Origin of the sequence: Frigoribacterium sp. MCBA15_019 (assembly GCF_001864945.1) — a bacterium.
Taxonomy (GTDB): domain Bacteria; phylum Actinomycetota; class Actinomycetes; order Actinomycetales; family Microbacteriaceae; genus Frigoribacterium.
This window is the reverse complement of the sequence record NZ_MJGS01000018.1, coordinates 39,653-55,487: the sequence shown is the minus strand read 5'-3', so window position 1 is coordinate 55,487 and position 15,835 is coordinate 39,653. Positions and strand designations below refer to the sequence as shown.

13 protein-coding genes are annotated in these 15,835 nt (G+C 69.2%); 5 read left to right on the top strand and 8 right to left on the bottom strand.

The window, feature by feature from the left end; genetic code table 11:
* Positions 1-32: 32 nt before the first annotated feature.
* The 4 genes from nrdF to nrdH all read right to left on the bottom strand — a co-directional run bounded on the left by nrdF (position 33) and on the right by nrdH (position 4,006).
* On the bottom strand, positions 33-1,034 hold the full coding sequence (gene nrdF / locus BIV04_RS13845) for a class 1b ribonucleoside-diphosphate reductase subunit beta (protein WP_054146924.1): 1,002 nt from the start codon (positions 1,032-1,034) through the stop codon (positions 33-35).
* A gap of 99 nt (positions 1,035-1,133) precedes the next feature.
* Positions 1,134-3,239, bottom strand: a complete 2,106-nt coding sequence (gene nrdE / locus BIV04_RS13840; protein WP_071257033.1) for a class 1b ribonucleoside-diphosphate reductase subunit alpha — start codon at positions 3,237-3,239, stop codon at positions 1,134-1,136.
* A 32-nt stretch (positions 3,240-3,271) separates the two neighbouring features.
* Positions 3,272-3,691 carry a class Ib ribonucleoside-diphosphate reductase assembly flavoprotein NrdI gene (gene nrdI, locus BIV04_RS13835; protein ID WP_071256960.1) on the bottom strand — a complete coding sequence of 140 codons (420 nt, stop codon included), beginning with the start codon at positions 3,689-3,691 and terminating at the stop codon, positions 3,272-3,274.
* Positions 3,692-3,772: 81 nt separating this feature from the next.
* A complete protein-coding gene (gene nrdH / locus BIV04_RS13830; protein WP_043596549.1) occupies positions 3,773-4,006 on the bottom strand; it encodes a glutaredoxin-like protein NrdH in 234 nt (77 codons plus the stop codon).
* Positions 4,007-4,335: 329 nt separating this feature from the next.
* On the opposite strand from nrdH, the gene BIV04_RS13825 reads away from it, so the two are divergent.
* From BIV04_RS13825 to BIV04_RS13815, 3 genes are all read left to right on the top strand, one after another.
* Positions 4,336-5,544: an MFS transporter gene (locus BIV04_RS13825; RefSeq protein WP_071256958.1), complete on the top strand. Its 1,209-nt coding sequence runs from the start codon at positions 4,336-4,338 to the stop codon at positions 5,542-5,544.
* Between the two features lie 108 nt (positions 5,545-5,652).
* Positions 5,653-6,483 (top strand): aldo/keto reductase, encoded by an 831-nt coding sequence (locus BIV04_RS13820; protein WP_071256957.1) that lies wholly within the window; start codon positions 5,653-5,655, stop codon positions 6,481-6,483.
* 120 nt (positions 6,484-6,603) lie between these two features.
* Entirely contained in the window at positions 6,604-7,137 is a 534-nt protein-coding gene (locus tag BIV04_RS13815; protein ID WP_071256955.1) for a ribonuclease H, read from the top strand.
* Between the two features lie 252 nt (positions 7,138-7,389).
* Here the strand turns inward: BIV04_RS13815 and BIV04_RS13810 are convergent, their stop codons facing one another.
* The gene (locus tag BIV04_RS13810) at positions 7,390-8,151 is read right to left on the bottom strand and encodes an SDR family NAD(P)-dependent oxidoreductase (protein WP_043596555.1); all 762 of its coding nucleotides are present in this window, start codon (positions 8,149-8,151) and stop codon (positions 7,390-7,392) included.
* A gap of 69 nt (positions 8,152-8,220) precedes the next feature.
* Complete coding sequence (locus BIV04_RS13805; RefSeq protein ID WP_083396476.1) at positions 8,221-10,791, bottom strand: RNA helicase; 2,571 nt, start codon at positions 10,789-10,791, stop codon at positions 8,221-8,223.
* A 527-nt stretch (positions 10,792-11,318) separates the two neighbouring features.
* Between BIV04_RS13805 and BIV04_RS13800 the strand changes: the two genes are divergently transcribed.
* Positions 11,319-11,816 carry a flavin reductase family protein gene (locus tag BIV04_RS13800; RefSeq protein WP_055974314.1) on the top strand — a complete coding sequence of 166 codons (498 nt, stop codon included), beginning with the start codon at positions 11,319-11,321 and terminating at the stop codon, positions 11,814-11,816.
* 68 nt (positions 11,817-11,884) lie between these two features.
* On the opposite strand, the gene BIV04_RS13795 is transcribed toward BIV04_RS13800, so the two are convergent.
* A complete protein-coding gene (locus BIV04_RS13795; protein WP_071256954.1) occupies positions 11,885-12,067 on the bottom strand; it encodes a hypothetical protein in 183 nt (60 codons plus the stop codon).
* A gap of 236 nt (positions 12,068-12,303) precedes the next feature.
* Between BIV04_RS13795 and BIV04_RS13790 the strand changes: the two genes are divergently transcribed.
* Positions 12,304-13,206 carry an NAD(P)-dependent oxidoreductase gene (locus BIV04_RS13790; RefSeq protein WP_071256952.1) on the top strand — a complete coding sequence of 301 codons (903 nt, stop codon included), beginning with the start codon at positions 12,304-12,306 and terminating at the stop codon, positions 13,204-13,206.
* Between the two features lie 78 nt (positions 13,207-13,284).
* Here the strand turns inward: BIV04_RS13790 and BIV04_RS13785 are convergent, their stop codons facing one another.
* Positions 13,285-15,783 carry a beta-glucosidase gene (locus BIV04_RS13785; RefSeq protein ID WP_083396475.1) on the bottom strand — a complete coding sequence of 833 codons (2,499 nt, stop codon included), beginning with the start codon at positions 15,781-15,783 and terminating at the stop codon, positions 13,285-13,287.
* Between the last annotated feature and the right edge of the window lie 52 nt (positions 15,784-15,835).

Genomic DNA, 15,835 nt, shown 5'->3' with positions numbered 1-15,835 from the left:
GGGCGACGCCTGCTGCGTGGTGCGGGGGTGGGCTAGAAGTCCCAGTCCTCGTCTTCGGTGTTGACGGCCTTGCCGATGACGTACGACGAGCCCGACCCCGAGAAGAAGTCGTGGTTCTCGTCGGCGTTCGGCGAGAGCGCGGACAGGATCGCCGGGTTCACGTCGGTCGTCTCTTTGGGGAACATCGGCTCGTAGCCGAGGTTCATCAGCGCCTTGTTGGCGTTGTAGTGCAAGAACTTCTTGACGTCCTCGCTGAGGCCGACGCCGTCGTAGAGGTCTTGCGTGTACTGGATCTCGTTCTCGTACAGCTCGAAGAGCAGGTTGAACGTGTAGTCCTTGATCTCTTGCTTGCGTTCTTCGGACGCGCCCTCGAGACCCTTCTGGAACTTGTAGCCGATGTAGTACCCGTGCACGGCCTCGTCGCGGATGATGAGGCGGATCAGGTCGGCCGTGTTGGTCAGCTTGGCGCGCGAGGACCAGTACATCGGCAGGTAGAAGCCGCTGTAGAACAGGAAGGACTCGAGCAGCGTCGAGGCGACCTTGCGCTTCAGCGGGTCGTCACCCGTGTAGTAGTCGAGGACGATCTGGGCCTTCTTCTGCAGGTTGACGTTCTCGGTCGACCAGCGGAAGGCGTCGTCGATCTCGGGAGTCGACGCGAGGGTCGAGAAGATCGACGAGTAGCTCTTGGCGTGCACCGACTCCATGAACGCGATGTTCGTGTAGACGGCCTCTTCGTGCGGGGTGATCGCGTCGGGGATCAGGCTGATCGCGCCCACGGTGCCCTGGATCGTGTCGAGCAGCGTCAGGCCGGTGAAGACCCGCATCGTCATCTGCTGCTCTTCGGGAGTGAGGGTGTTCCACGACTGCACGTCGTTCGACAGCGGGATCTTCTCGGGCAGCCAGAAGTTGTTGACGAGCCGGTTCCAGACCTCGACGTCTTTGTCGTCGTGGATGCGGTTCCAGTTGATCGCGCTGACCGACGTGATCAGCGGGACCGACTTGCCGGTGGCGTGCACCGGATCGGTGATGGTCATGACGTGCCTTTCAGAGGGAAGAGCGAGAGTTCAGGAGGCGCGGGCCGGCTGTCGAGGCCGGCCCGCGCCGGGTGGCGCGAAAGCCGTGAGGCCCAGGGCCTAGAGCATGCAGCTGACGCAGCCGTCGACCTCGGTGCCCTCGAGCGCGAGCTGACGCAGACGGATGTAGTAGATCGTCTTGATGCCCTTGCGCCATGCGTAGATCTGCGCCTTGTTGATGTCGCGCGTGCTGGCCGTGTCTTTGAAGAAGAGCGTGAGCGACAGGCCCTGGTCGACGTGCTGCGTCGCCGCGGCGTAGGTGTCGATGATCTTCTCGGGCCCGATCTCGTACGCGTCGGTGTAGTACTCGAGGTTGTCGTTCGTCATGAACGGCGCCGGGTAGTACACGCGGCCGAGCTTGCCCTCTTTGCGGATCTCGATCTTCGACGCGATCGGGTGGATCGACGACGTCGAGTGGTTGATGTACGAGATCGACCCGGTCGGCGGCACGGCCTGCAGGTTCTGGTTGTAGATGCCGTGCTGCATGATGCTGGCCTTGAGCGCACGCCAGTCGTCCTGCGTCGGGATCGCGACGCAGGCATCGGCGAACAGTGCGGCCGCCCGCTCGGTCTCGGGCTTCCACTCGGTCTCGGTGTACTTGTCGAAGAAGGTGCCCGAGGCGTAGGTCGAGTCTTCGAAGCCGCCGAAGGTGACGCCACGCTCGATCGCGATGGTGTTCGAGGCACGCAGGGCGTGGAACAGCACCGTGTAGAAGTAGATGTTGGTGAAGTCGATCGCCTCGGGCGTGCCGTAGTGCACACGCTCGCGGGCCAGGTAGCCGTGCAGGTTCATCTGACCGAGGCCGATGGCGTGCGACTGGTCGTTGCCGACCTCGATCGAGCGCACCGAGGTGATGTGGCTCATGTCGCTGACCGCGCTGAGGCCGCGGATCGCGGTCTCGACGGTCTTGCCGAGGTCGGGCGCGTCCATCGAGAGGGCGATGTTCATCGAGCCGAGGTTGCAGCTGATGTCTTTGCCGATCTCGTTGTACGAGAGGTCTTCGTTGAACGTGGTGGGCGTGTTGACCTGCAGGATCTCGGAGCACAGGTTCGACATGTTGATGCGGCCCTTGATCGGGTTCGCCTTGTTGACCGTGTCTTCGAACACGATGTAGGGGTAGCCCGACTCGAACTGGATCTCGGCGATCGTCTGGAAGAAGTCGCGCGCCTTGATCTTGGTCTTCTTGATGCGCGAGTCGGCGACCATCTCGCGGTACTTCTCGCTGATCGCGACGTCGCCGAAGGGGACGCCGTAGACCTTCTCGACGTCGTACGGCGAGAAGAGGTACATGTCCTCGTTGTTCTTGGCGAGCTCGAACGTGATGTCGGGCACGACGACGCCGAGGGACAGCGTCTTGATGCGGATCTTCTCGTCGGCGTTCTCACGCTTGGTGTCGAGGAACCGCATGATGTCGGGGTGGTGCGCGCTGAGGTACACCGCGCCGGCACCCTGACGGGCGCCGAGCTGGTTCGCGTAGCTGAAGCTGTCTTCGAGCAGCTTCATGACGGGGATGATGCCCGACGACTGGTTCTCGATCTGCTTGATCGGTGCGCCGGCCTCGCGGATGTTCGAGAGCGACAGGGCGACACCGCCGCCGCGCTTCGACAGCTGCAGCGACGAGTTGATGCCGCGCGAGATCGACTCCATGTTGTCTTCGATGCGCAACAGGAAGCAGCTGACGAGTTCGCCGCGCTGGGCCTTCGCCGTGTTGAGGAAGGTCGGCGTGGCCGGCTGGAAGCGACCCGCGATGATCTCTTCGACCAGGTCGACGGCGAGTGCCTCGTCGCCCTGGGCGAGGCCGAGGGCGGTCATGACCACCCGGTCTTCGAAGCGCTCGAGGTAGCGCTTTCCGTCGAACGTCTTGAGCGTGTACGAGGTGTAGTACTTGAACGCACCGAGGAAGGTCTGGAAGCGGAACTTCTTCGAGTACGCGAGGTCGTTGAGCTTCTCGATGAAGGCGAAGTCGTACCGCTCGATGGTCGCGGCCTCGTAGTACTCGTTCTCGACGAGGTAGTCGAGGCGCTCGCGCAGGTTGTGGAAGAAGACCGTGTTCTGGTTGACGTGCTGCAGGAAGTACTGCTTCGCCGCCTCGCGGTCCTTCTCGAACTGGATCTCGCCGGAGGGACCGTAGAGGTTCAGCATCGCGTTCAGGGAGTGGTAGTCCATCCCCGAGCTGAGACCCTGCCCCGGTGCGGCGATCACTTCGAGGTCATCGACTGCTGCGTCCAAAATTCTTCCAATCCTGTGTGTACGGCTTGTACGTCGTCTGGTGTTCCGAAGACTTCGAAACGGTAGAGAAGGGGAACGTCACACTTGGCCGCGATGATGTCGCCGGCCAGGCAGTAGCCCTCTCCGAAGTTGGTGTTGCCCGCTGCGATCACGCCTCGGATGAGGCGTCGGTTGCCCTCGTCGTTGAGGAACCGGATGACCTGCTTCGGGACGGCGCCTCGACCTTCGCCGCCGCCGTAGGTCGGCAGGACGAGGACGTAGGGGTCATGGACGTGGAGCGGCGGCTCGGACGGGAACAGCGGGATGCGCTGGGCCGGCACACCGAGCTTCTTGACGAAGCGGTCGGTGTTGCCCGAGACGCTCGAGAAGTAGACGAGTTCGTTCGTCACGACGAGTCCTCGCCTCCGAGGTGGTGTGGGGCCGAACCCCGGGTCACGGTGCAACGGGTCGGGCGCGGGGCGCCCGGTCGACTAGTCGACCTTGGCGGCCAGCGCGGCGATCTTGTCGGGGCGGAAGCCGCTCCAGTGGTCGTCGTCGGCGATGACCACGGGGGCCTGCATGTAACCGAGGGCGCGCACCTTCTCGAGCGCGGCGTCGTCGGCGGTGACGTCGAGCACGTCGTACTCGATGCCCTTGTTGTCGAGGGCACGGTAGGTGGCCGTGCACTGGACGCAGGACGGCTTGGTGTAGACGGTGATGGCCATGGGATCCCCTGTGTTCTGGCCGGCCCCTGAGGCCGGATCGGTGGTTCGTGAGCCTGCGGGGCGTGGTGCCCGTGGCGACTCCTCGATACTACATCTAGTGGCCCGGGGTTGTCCCCACAACTAGATGCGGTGTTACACGCCTGTAGTTCGTCTCGGGGAGTTCTCCACAGGGAACCGCACACGTTTTGCACAGAACGAGGGCGGTTCTCCCCGCTTCTGGGCTGTTCTCCACATGTTCGTCCACACCACCGACACTCGTCGATCGCTGTCCCCAGTTCGGGACCACGGCGTGTCGCGCACCCTGGACTCGCTCGTAGACTTGTCCCCTCGTGAGCACCTATTCGACCCTGCTGAAGACGCCCGGCGTCTCGCGCATCATCGCGGCCCAGCTGACCGCGCGCTTCCCGTTCGGCATGCTGTCGCTCGCGTTCCTGCTGCACGTCGAGCACGTGCACCACTCGTACGCCGCGGCCGGTCTCGTCCTCGCCGCGACGAGCATCGGCCAGGCGATCTCGGGCCCGCTCACCAGCCGATGGATGGGCCGCTGGGCGATGCGCCCCGTCCTGACCCTGACGCTGATCGTCTGCCTGATCACGATGGTCACCTTCACCCTGTACGACTTCTCGGTGCCGGTGTTCATGGCACTCGGCTTCGTGACCGGCCTCAGCGTGCCTCCCGTCCAGCCGGCCGTCCGCACCATCTACCCCAAGATGGTCACCTCGAACCAGCTCACTCCCCTCTTCTCCCTCGACGCGTCCGCACAGGAGATCATCTGGGTGGCCGGCCCGGTCATCACGACCTTCGTCGGGACGCAGATCGGCACCCGAGAGGCCATCTGGCTCGCGGCCGCGTTCCTGGTGGGCGGCGGCATCTGGTTCATCGCGTCGCCCGAGGTCGGGCGCGTCCGCATCCCCCGCAGCAAACGGGCCTTCGGCAAGGTGCTCGCGCGGCCGACGGTGCTCCTGGCGACCGTCGCCGGGTTCCTGCTCATCGGCGCCTGCGCCGCGGTCGAGGCGGGCGTGGTCGCGCTCTTCGGCGAGGGCAGTGCCGACTCGGGCATCGCGCTGGCCATCTTCGCCGCGGGGTCGCTGGTCGGCGGCCTCGCGCTCGGCCACGTCCCGGTCGGCCCGTGGGCTCTCGGGCGCCGCATCGCCATCGTCTTCGTCGGCATGACCCTGGCGATCTTCGCGACGGGCCTCTGGCCGATCAGCATCACGCTGCTGATCGCGGGCGTCGGCATCGCGCCCGCCCTCGCCGTCATGTTCGCCATCGTGTCGTCGAGCGTGAAGTTCAGCGACACGGCCGAGGCCTACGGCTGGGCCGGCACCGGGCAGCTGATCGGCTCGGCCCTGGGTTCGGCCATCGCCGGCTTCGCGATCGACCACATCGGAGGCCAGGGCGGACTCATCGTGGCCGCCTGCTTCGCCTTCGTCGGCATGGTCGTCGGCGCCGCGTTCCACAAGGCCCTGCCCGACCTCCGCGGTCGCGACGCGAGCCCCCTGCCCGACACCGAACCGGTGCCGGTCCAGACGAGCTGACCCGCGCCTCCTCGTCCATCGGACGACGGGCCCTGACACACACCGTTCACCGGACGGTCGCCCGTCCCCTGCGACACGTGTCGGCCAAACGCTGGCAGAGTTGAGGGCATGCCCTCCATCGACGTGCCCCGGATCACCCTCAACGACGGCCGCACGATCCCCCAGCTCGGCCTCGGCGTCTACAAGGTCGCCGACGACGAGGCCGAACGGGTCGTCGAGACCGCCCTCGGCGAGGGCTACCGCCACCTCGACACCGCCGAGTTCTACGCCAACGAGAAAGGCGTCGGACGCGCCCTCGAGGCGTCCGGCGTTCCCCGTGACGAGGTCTTCCTCACGACCAAGGTCTGGAACACCGCGCAGGGCTACGACGAGACGCTCCGCTCGTTCGACGAGAGCCTGACGAAGCTCGGCACCGACCACGTCGACCTCTACCTGATCCACTGGCCCGCCCCGAAGCAGGACAAGTACGTCGAGACGTACCGCGCCCTCGAGACGATCCGGGCCGAGGGCCGGGCGCTCTCCATCGGCGTGAGCAACTTCCAGGTCGCCCACCTCGAGCGGCTGATGGCCGAGACGGACGTCGTGCCGGCCATCAACCAGGTCGAGGCGCACCCGTGGTTGCAGCAGCACGAGCTGCGCGCCTTCGACGCCGCGCACGGCATCGTGACCGAGGCGTGGTCGCCGTTGGCGCGTGGGCGCATCCTGGACAACGCGGCACTGGTGCGGATCGGCGCGAAGCACGGGGTCACCCCGGCCCAGGTGACGATCCGGTGGCACCTGCAGCAGGGCCTCGTCGTGATCCCGAAGTCGGTCACGCCCTCGCGCATCCGCGCCAACCTCGACGTCTTCGGCTTCGAGCTCGACACGGGCGACCTGGCCGCCATCGCGGGCATCGAGACCGGCGAGCGCACGGGCTCGCACCCCGACCACAACGGCTGACCCGATCGGGCGCGACGCCGCCGCTCGGTCGCGACACCCCTGCAGGAGGCGCGGGTCCGGTCGGTCGCGCCCGGCACGTTACCGTGGACCGGCAACCCGTCGACGCAAGGAGCACCCCGCATGACCATCACCGCCGCAGCAGACGGATCGGCCCTCGGCAACCCCGGCCCCGCCGGATGGGCCTGGTACGTCGACGACGAGCGGTGGGCCGCCGGCGGCTGGCCGCGGGCCACGAACAACCAGGGCGAGCTCACCGCCGTGCTCGAGCTGCTGCGCGCCACGGCCGGCATCGACGACGACCTGCACATCCTGTGCGACAGCCAGTACACGATCAAGGCCTGCACCGAGTGGATGCCCGGCTGGAAGCGCAAGGGCTGGCGCAAGGCCGACGGCAAGCCCGTGCTCAACGTCGAGATCCTGAAAGAACTCGACGCCGCCCTGGCCGGACGGAAGGTGCGCTTCGAGTGGGTCCGCGGTCACGTCGGCCACGAGATGAACGAAGCGGCCGACGTGCGGGCCCGGGGCGCGGCCACGGCGTTCCAGAACCGCACCGAGGTGCCGTCCGGGCCCGGGTGGCCGGGGGCGCCGGTCGCGACCACCGACCCGATCGCGGCGCCGGCGACCCCGCCCGCGCCTCCTGCGACGCTCTTCTGAAGGACCGCACCGCGAATCGTGCACCGCACCTGATCTAGATGCGGTGCCGTGCACGAGACGCGGTGCCGCGCCGTGCCACGCCGCGCCGGGCCGGGCCGCACCGCACCGCACCGCACCGCACCGCACCGCGAATCGTGCACCGCACCTGATCTAGATGCGGTGCCGTGCACGAAACGCGGCGCCGCGCCGCGCCGGGCCGCGCCCTGCCGGGCCGTGCGGCGTCGTGCCGCGTCGCGTCGCGTCGACGTGCAGCTACATCGAGGGGTGCGTGCTCGACAGGCCACCGTCGACGACGAACTGCGCGCCGGTCGAGAAGGCCGAGTCGTCGCTCGCGAGGTGCAGGGCGAGCCCGGCGACCTCGTCGGGCTTGGCGAGGCGACCCCGCGGGCTCATCGCGCGGAACGCGTCGAGCACCTGCGGTTGGGCCTCGACCTGGCGGCGGAACAGTGCGGTGTCGGTCGGGCCGGGGTGCAGCGAGTTGATGCGGATGTTCCAACCCTCTTGGGCGGCGTGGGCTGCACTCGACCGGGTGAGACCGACCAGGGCGTGCTTGCTCGCCGTGTAGGCCGCGTCGTCACCGAAGCCGAGGAAGGACGTCGCCGGGGCCAGGTTGATGATCGACCCGCCCTCGCCGTCGGGGTTCGCGCGCATCTGCTCGATGGCGAAGCGCGTGCCGAGCATGACGCCGGTGACGTTGACCGCGAAGACGCGGTTCCAGCTCTCGAGCTGGGTGACGTCGATGGACTGGCCCGAGACGATGCCGGCGTTGTTCACCAGGACGTCGAGTCGGCCGTAGTGCTCGGCGATGCGGTCCATGACGCGCTTCCAGTCGCCACCGTTGGCGACGTCGTGCTGGACGAACTCGGCGCCCGTCTCGGCGGCCACGGCCGCCCCGTCGACGATGTCGGTCGCGACGACCCGGGCCCCCTCGTCGGCGAACCGACGGACGATCGCCTCGCCGATGCCCGAGGCTGCCCCGGTGACGATGGCGACTTTGCCGGACAGACGAGACATGGCGACCTCTTCGTGGTGGAACGCGGGTGGAGCTGGTCGGCTGCCGGGGTGGGGCAGGACCCTACGAGATTACCCCTCGACGGGTGACGGTCGGCTCCGCTCGGAGGCCGGCCCGACGGCCGTGACCGTCACGACGGCCTCGCCCCGCTCGTCGCTCGAGGCGAGGTCGACCACGGCCGAGATGCCGAAGTCGTGGTCGCCCTCGGGGTCGGCCAGGATCTGCCGCACACGCCACACCGTGGGCAGCTGCTCGACCTGCAGCATCTGCGGCCCCCGGGCCGCGGCGTCCGTGCCGATGGAGTCGTACTCGTCGTAGTACCGGTCGAGGGCCTCACCCCAGCGGTCGGCGTCCCAGCCCGAGCCCGCGTCGAGGGCGCCGAGGGCGTCCGCGTCGTCCCGGGCTGCCAGTTCGACGCGACGGAACAGCTCGTTGCGCACCATGATGCGGAAGGCCCTCGCGTTGGCGGTGAGGTTGCGCAGCGTCGGAGGCACGATCTCGTCGTGGGCTTCGACCTCGCGCGGGTTCACCATCTCTTCCCACTCGTCGAGCAGGCTCGAGTCGACCTGCCGCACGAGCTCGCCGAGCCACTCGATGACGTCGACCAGCTCGTCGGTCTTGGCCTCGTCGGGCACGGTTTGGCGCAGGGCGCGGAAGGCGTCCGAGAGGTAGCGCAGCACGAGGCCCTCGGAACGGGCCAGACCGTAGAAGTTCACGAAGTCGCCGAAGGTCATGGCGCGCTCGTACAGGTCGCGCACGACCGACTTGGGGCTGAGCGCGAAGTCGCCGATCCAGGGCTGGGAGGCCGCGTAGGTCTCGAACAGGGCCGTCAGCAACTCGTCGAGCGGCTTGGGCCAGGTGACCTCTTCGAGGAGTTCCATGCGCTGGTCGTACTCGATGCCCTCGGACTTCATCGCGGCCACGGCCTCGCCCCGGGCCTTGAACTGCTGTTGCGACAGGATCGGCCGCGGGTCGTCGAGCGTCGCCTCGACCACCGACACCATGTCGAGCGCGTAGGTGGGCGACTCGACGTCGAGCACCTCGAAGGTCGCCAGGGCGAAGGGCGACAGCGGCTGGTTCAGGGCGAAGTTCGCCTGCAGGTCGACCGTCAGGCGGATGGTCGGGGCACCGCCGTCGGGCGAGGCCTCTTGCACGACGACCTCGGCGGTGCGCAGCGTGCGGTAGATCGAGATGGCCTGCCGGGCCATGGCGTACTGCTTGGCGAGCGGCTCGTGGTTGTCGAAGACCAGGGAGCGCACGTTCGCGAAGACGTCGCCGCCGCGTCCGATGACGTTGAGCAGCATGGCGTGGGTGACCTGCATGTGCGAGGTCAGGGCCTCGGGCTCAGCGGCGATCAGCTTGGTGAAGCTGGGCTCACCCCAGGACACGAACCCGTCGGGCGCCTTCTTGCGGACGATCTTGCGCTTCTTCTTCGGGTCGTCGCCCGCCCGCTCGATCTGTTTGAGGTTGTCGATCTCGTGTTCCGGCGCCTGCAGCGTGACCGTGCCCGAGTTGTCGTAGCCCGCGCGACCGGCCCGCCCGGCGATCTGGTGGAACTCTCGGGCGCTCAACTGGCGCATGCGGGTGCCGTCGAACTTGGTCAGCGCCGTCAGCAGCACCGTGCGGATCGGCACGTTGATGCCGACGCCGAGCGTGTCGGTGCCGCAGATGACCCGCAGCAGGCCGCGTTGCGCGAGTTGCTCGACCAGGCGACGGTACTTGGGCAGCATGCCCGCGTGGTGCACGCCGATGCCCGAGCGCACGAGGCGGTTGAGGGTCTTGCCGAAGCCCGTGCTGAACCGGAACCCGCCGATCAGCTCGGCGATCTCGTCGCGTTGCTCGCGGCTGGCGACCTTGATGCTCGAGAGCGCCTGCGCGCGCTCGAGTGCCGCGGCCTGCGAGAAGTGGACGACGTAGACGGGTGCCTCGCCGGTCGAGAGCAGCTCTTCGACCGTCTCTTGCACGGGCGTCTGGGCGTAGAAGTAGTGCAGCGGCACGGGACGCTCGACGCCGGTGACCCGCGCGACGGGCCGCCCGGTGCGCCGCGCCAGGTCGTCGGTGATGCGGGTGACGTCGCCGAGGGTGGCCGACATGAGCAGGAACTGCGCGCGCGGCAGCAGCAACAGCGGCACCTGCCAGGCCCACCCGCGCGACTGGTCGCCGTAGAAGTGGAACTCGTCCATGACGACCTGGTCGACGACCGCGTCGGCCCCGTGCCGCAGCGCCAGGTTCGCGAGGATCTCGGCGGTGCAGCAGATGATGGGCGCGTCGGCGTTGACCGACGAGTCACCGGTCACCATGCCGACGTTCTCGGGCCCGAAGAGCTCGACCAGCGCGAAGAACTTCTCGCTGACCAGCGCCTTGATCGGGGCCGTGTAGTACGAGCGCCCGCCCTGGCTCAGGGCGACGAAGTGCGCGCCGGCCGCGACGAGCGACTTGCCGGTTCCCGTCGGCGTGCTGAGGATCACCGACGCGCCGCCGACGAGCTCCATCATCGCCTCGTCCTGGGCCGGGTAGAGCGGCAGCCCGCGTGACTCGGCCCACTCGGCGAAGGCCGTGTACGCCGTGTCGGCGTCGTACGAGTCCGCACCCGGCGTCGACGGGAGCAGGGCGGCGAGGGGGGCGGCGGGAGCGGGCGACATGATGAGTCAACCCTGCACCATCGACCGGGCCGATGGCGACGACAGCGGACGGGTCGTCCGACCGCGGGGGCGAGACGACGCCCCCGCGGTCGGTCCCCTGCCTCGTGCCCTGAACCTCCACGAGGTGAGAGGAACTCAAGTAAATCACGAGGAGGCGCGGCGCGCGACCCCGAGGAGGCGCGGTCCACGACGACTCCCGACGACGCGCGGATGACGACGGCCCCCGGGACGAGAAGAGGGCACGCCCCGGTCGACGAGCAGAACTCGGACCAGGGCGTGCCCACCGGACCCACGGCCGAGGACCTCACGAAGTCGGATCAGGAGACCACGCTGCGTTCGACGGCCGCTTGTCGGGAACGGGCGCCCCGGTAACCAGCCGGTGAGCGCACTACACCGTACCTCGGACGGCTCCCGAGGCGGTGGGTGACTTCCAGGTGATTGACCCACCTCGTAATCCGGATGAAACACCCGACGGCTAGCGTCACGGATGAACCAACTGGTTCACATTCTCACGACGGGAGCCCCCGATGACCCGCACCACGTCGCTCGCCCCGGTCGAACGCTCGGCGTTCGCCGCCTTCCCGAGCGGGGTCGCCGCGCTCGCCGCGACCGGGGTCGACGGCCCGGACGGCATGGTCGTCTCGAGCTTCACGGTCGGGGCGTCGTTCGACCCGCCGATGGTGACCTTCGCCGCGCGTCAGGACTCCGCGACGTGGGCCCGCCTGCGCACGGCACCGAGCCTGGGCGTCTCGGTGCTCGCCGCCGACCAGGGCCTGCTCTGTCGCCAGCTCTCGTCGCGCACCCGGGCCGCCCGGTTTGCCGACGTCGACCACGTCGTCACCGACGACGGGGCCGTCCTGGTGTCGGGCACCCCGCTGCGGCTCGAGTGCGTCGTGCACCGCGAGGTGCCGGCCGGCGACCACGTCGTCGTCATCTTGCAGGTGCTCGGTGCCGAGGTCGACGACACGGCCGCACCGCTCGTCTATCACGGCACCGCCTTCCACTCGTTGCAGCCGATCGGCTGACGCGCCCGAGCGCGACAGCTCCGAGTCGCCGAGGCCCCGAAGGGCCGACGTGCCGACGTGCCGACGGCTCAGGCGATGCGCCCCGGACCACCGAGCAGACCGTCGACCTGCTCGACGGCGCCTTCGACGGCGGCCTCGTCGGCCGGGGACTCGCCGTGCAGCTCGACGGGCTCGGGGCTGTCGCCGTGCACGGCTGCCGGGTCGGTGCGCTCGTCGGCGTCGTGGTCAGCGGGGTTCGTGGGCGTGCTCATGGGGGCCTCTCTCGGGGGCCGACGCTCGACCCCGGTCAGCTCGAAGCTACCCGGCACCTCCGACACGGCTCCCAGCGGACCGGGACCGGCACCGCGCCTCCCGGGTGTCGAGACGGAGTCGACCGGACCACCCGCGTCCGACCACGGACGGCCGCCGACTAGTAGACACGAGGGAGGCGCGCAGCCCGATCCGCGCACCTCCAGACCCGCCGGGCGCCCGGCAGAAAGGGCCGACGATGTCGTCTCCCCGCACCCCCACCACCCGAGTCGCCGTCACCGGCGGCAGCGGCAAGCTCGGCCGTGCCGTCGTGCGCGACCTCGCCGAGCACGGCTACGAGGTCGTCCTGCTCGACCGCGTGCCCAGCCCCGACCCCGTCGAGGGCGTCGTGTTCGTCAAGGTCGACCTGACCGACTACGGCCAGGTCGCCCAGGCCCTGACGAGCGTCGACGACCGGTACGACCACATCGACGCCGTCGTGCACCTCGGCGCGATCCCGGCTCCCGGCCTGGTGCCGAACGCCGCCCTCTTCACGAACAACGTGACGTCGAGCTACAACGTGTTCGCCGCCGCCCGCGCGGCGAAGATCCGCAACGTCGTGTGGGCCTCGAGCGAGACCCTGTTGGGCATCCCGTTCGACATCGACCCGCCCTACCTGCCGCTCGACGAGGAGTACCCCGTGCGCCCCGAGTCGTCGTACTCGCTCGGCAAGGCCGTCGAGGAAGAGATGGCGCGGCACTTCACGCGCTGGGACCGCCAGCTGAAGCTGATCGGCCTGCGCTTCTCGAACGTGATGGACGACGGCGACTACTCGGAGTACCCCTTCGACGAGACCCCCGAGAAGCGCACCTTCAACCTCTTCTCGTACATCGACGCCCGCGATGGCGCCCAGGCCGTGCGCAAGGCGCTCGAGAGCGACCTCGTCGGCTTCGAGGCGTTCATCATCGCCGCGTCCGACACCGTGATGAACACGCCGACGGCCGTGCTCGCCGAGCAGTACTGGCCGCAGGTCGAGAAGCGCCGGGCCGTCGAGGGCGTCGAGCCGCTGCTCAGCAGCGACAAGGCCCGCGACCTGCTCGGTTTCGTGCCCGAGTACTCGTGGCGCGAGTGGGGCGAGCGCACGGGCAACCACCGCGGCTGACGTTCGCTCCCCGCACCGACGACCCGCGCCTCCTGATCCGACGGACCAGGAGGCGCGGGTCGCGTCAGGAGGCGCGCGTCACCCCTCGAGCACCACCGTCGCCTCGAGCGGCAGCTCGGCCACCGACGAGCCGACGTGCAGCGTGAACGCGCCCGGCTCGTGGGCCCAGGCGCCGTCCCGCCAGTCGGCGAAGGCCCGGGCCGGGACGCTCACCTCGACGCGACGCGTCCCTCCGGCCGGCACCACGACGGGCGCGAACCCGACCAGCCAGAGCACCGGACGATCCACCACGGAGTCGGCGCGCGACGCGTAGACCTGCACGACGTGCTTGCCCTCGCGAGCACCCGTGTTGGCGACGTCGACGGCCACCTGCACCGTGCCTCCCACGGTCACCGACGGCGTCGCGTCGAGGCCCGACAGCGACCAGCTCGTGTAGCCGAGGCCGTGCCCGAACGGGTAGGCCGGCGTCGTCCCGGCCTTGAGCCAGGCGCGGTGGCCGATGTGGATGCCCTCGTCGTAGACGACCTCGCCGTCGACCGGGGTGACGTCGATGACGGGTACGTCCGCCTGGGTGGCGGGCCAGGTCGTGGGCAGGCGGCCGCCGGGCTCGACGGCACCGGTGAGGACGTCGCCGAGCGCGTGGCCGTACTCCTGGCCGCCGAACCAGGTGAGGAACAGAGCGTCGACCTCGTCACGCCAGGGCATCGTGACCGGCGACCCCGCGTTGACGACGACGACCGTCGTCGCGGCGGCCGCGGCCACGCGCGAGACGAGCTCGTCCTGACGTCCGGGCAGGTCGAGCGAGGTGCGGTCGAAACCTTCGGACTCGACCTTGCTGTTGGTGCCCACGACGACGATCGTGAGGTCGGCGGACGCCGCGGCTGCGACGGCCTCGTCGATCAGTCCGGACGGGTCGCCGTCGTCGGGTTCGATGCCGAAGGTGTAGCTCAGGGCTCCGCCGAGCGCACTCGCCCCGATGGTGTGGTCGATGACGACGTCGATCGGTCGGCCCTCGACGACCGCCACGGCGGCCGACTGCGACGGCGGCGCGAGGAACGCCGCACCGAGGTCGTCGCCGACGGCCTCGCTCGTGCCGTCGAGCACGACCTCGCCGTCGACCCGGATGACCGAGTGCCCGACCGAGGCCACGCCGAGCAGGATCTCGCCCGTGACCTCGGGCGTGTACCGGGTCGAGAACCGCACGGTGTCGCTGCGCTCGATGGGGGCGTCGCCGCCGAACCAGACGAGCGCGGTGGCCCGGCGGTCCTCGGCGAACAGTTCGTCGTCGCCCGAGCGGAACGACACGCGGACGCCGGGTTCGCCCGTCTGGGGGTTGGTGATGCGGTCGAGGGGCAGCTCGGCCACCCCTTCTTGCACGACGGCGCCGACCGAGTACGTCACGGTCGCGTCGGGGAAGGCCTCCTCGATGCCCTCGATCGGCGTGACGACCTTCTCGGGCAGCACGGTCGCGCTGCCGCCGCCCTGGGTGCGGGCGAAGCGGGCGTTGTGGCCGACGACCGCGATGGACCGCACGGTCGAGGGGTCGACCGGCACCGCGCCTCCTCGGTCGTGGGCCAGGACGGTGCCGGCGGCCGCGGCCTCGCGGACGAAGGCGATGCCGTCCTCGACGGTGGTCGGCGTCGCGGCCACCGGCTCGAAGCCGTCGAGGGCGCCGACCCGGGCGGCGAGCTGCAGCAGGCGCAGCACCTTGCGGTCGATCGCGTCCTCGGACACCTCGCCCGCCCGCACGGCGGCGACGAGGGCGTCGCCCCAGGGGCCGTCCGGGCCGGGCATCACGAGGTCTTGCGAATGCTTCGCGCTCTCGACGCTGCGGACGCCCGTCCAGTCGCTGACCACGACGCCGTCGAAGCCCCACTCGCTGTTCAGCGGGGTCTCGAGCAGCTCGTTCTCGGTCGCGGTGACGCCGTTGATCGAGTTGTACGACGACATGACCAACCAGGCGTGCGCCTCGGTGACCGCCTTCTCGAACGCCAACAGGTAGAGCTCGCGCAGGGCCCGGTCGCTCACCACGGTGCTCGCGGTGAAGCGGTCGGTCTCGTAGTCGTTCGCGACGTAGTGCTTGGGCGTCGCGCCGACGCCGTTGTCCTGCACGCCGTGGACGTACGCGGCGGCGAGCTCGGCGGTGAGGACGGGGTCTTCGCTGAACGCCTCGAAGTGCCGACCGCCGAGGGGCGACCGGTGCAGGTTGATGGTGGGGCCGAGCACGACGTCGACGCCCTTGCGGCGGGCCTCGACGGCGGCCGCGGCACCGTAGCGGCGGGCCAGGTCGGGGTCCCAGGACGACGAGAGCGAGGAGGCGCTGGGCAGGTTCAGGGACGGCGAGCGTTCGTCCCACACCTCGCCGCGCACCCCGCTGGGGCCGTCGCTGACCAGGATGCGCCGCAGTCCGATCTTCTCGTTCGGGTGGGTGGTCCAGAAGTCGCGACCGGTGAGCAGCTGCACCTTCTCGTCGAGGGTGAGCCGCCCGAGGAGCTCGGCGAGTCGTGCCTGGTCGTGTCGTGTCTGGTTGTGTCGTGTCTGGTCGTCGGCCGCGTCGCCGTCGCTGTGGAGGGTCATGACGTGACGCTACCAGCGAAAACCGAGCGACGGTGGGTTTCGGGCCGGACCC

Excerpts from the sequence above, each read along its gene's own strand:
- nrdF (WP_054146924.1), bottom strand. The coding sequence starts at position 1,034 with ATGACCATCACCGATCCGGTGCACGCCACCGGCAAGTCGGTCCCGCTG.
- nrdE (WP_071257033.1), bottom strand. The coding sequence starts at position 3,239 with ATGGACTACCACTCCCTGAACGCGATGCTGAACCTCTACGGTCCCTCC.
- nrdH (WP_043596549.1), bottom strand. The coding sequence starts at position 4,006 with ATGGCCATCACCGTCTACACCAAGCCGTCCTGCGTCCAGTGCACGGCC.
- BIV04_RS13820 (WP_071256957.1), top strand. The coding sequence starts at position 5,653 with ATGCCCTCCATCGACGTGCCCCGGATCACCCTCAACGACGGCCGCACG.
- BIV04_RS13815 (WP_071256955.1), top strand. The coding sequence starts at position 6,604 with ATGACCATCACCGCCGCAGCAGACGGATCGGCCCTCGGCAACCCCGGC.
- BIV04_RS13810 (WP_043596555.1), bottom strand. The coding sequence starts at position 8,151 with ATGTCTCGTCTGTCCGGCAAAGTCGCCATCGTCACCGGGGCAGCCTCG.
- BIV04_RS13805 (WP_083396476.1), bottom strand. The coding sequence starts at position 10,791 with ATGTCGCCCGCTCCCGCCGCCCCCCTCGCCGCCCTGCTCCCGTCGACG.
- BIV04_RS13800 (WP_055974314.1), top strand. The coding sequence starts at position 11,319 with ATGACCCGCACCACGTCGCTCGCCCCGGTCGAACGCTCGGCGTTCGCC.
- BIV04_RS13795 (WP_071256954.1), bottom strand. The coding sequence starts at position 12,067 with ATGAGCACGCCCACGAACCCCGCTGACCACGACGCCGACGAGCGCACC.
- BIV04_RS13790 (WP_071256952.1), top strand. The coding sequence starts at position 12,304 with ATGTCGTCTCCCCGCACCCCCACCACCCGAGTCGCCGTCACCGGCGGC.
- BIV04_RS13785 (WP_083396475.1), bottom strand. The coding sequence starts at position 15,783 with ATGACCCTCCACAGCGACGGCGACGCGGCCGACGACCAGACACGACAC.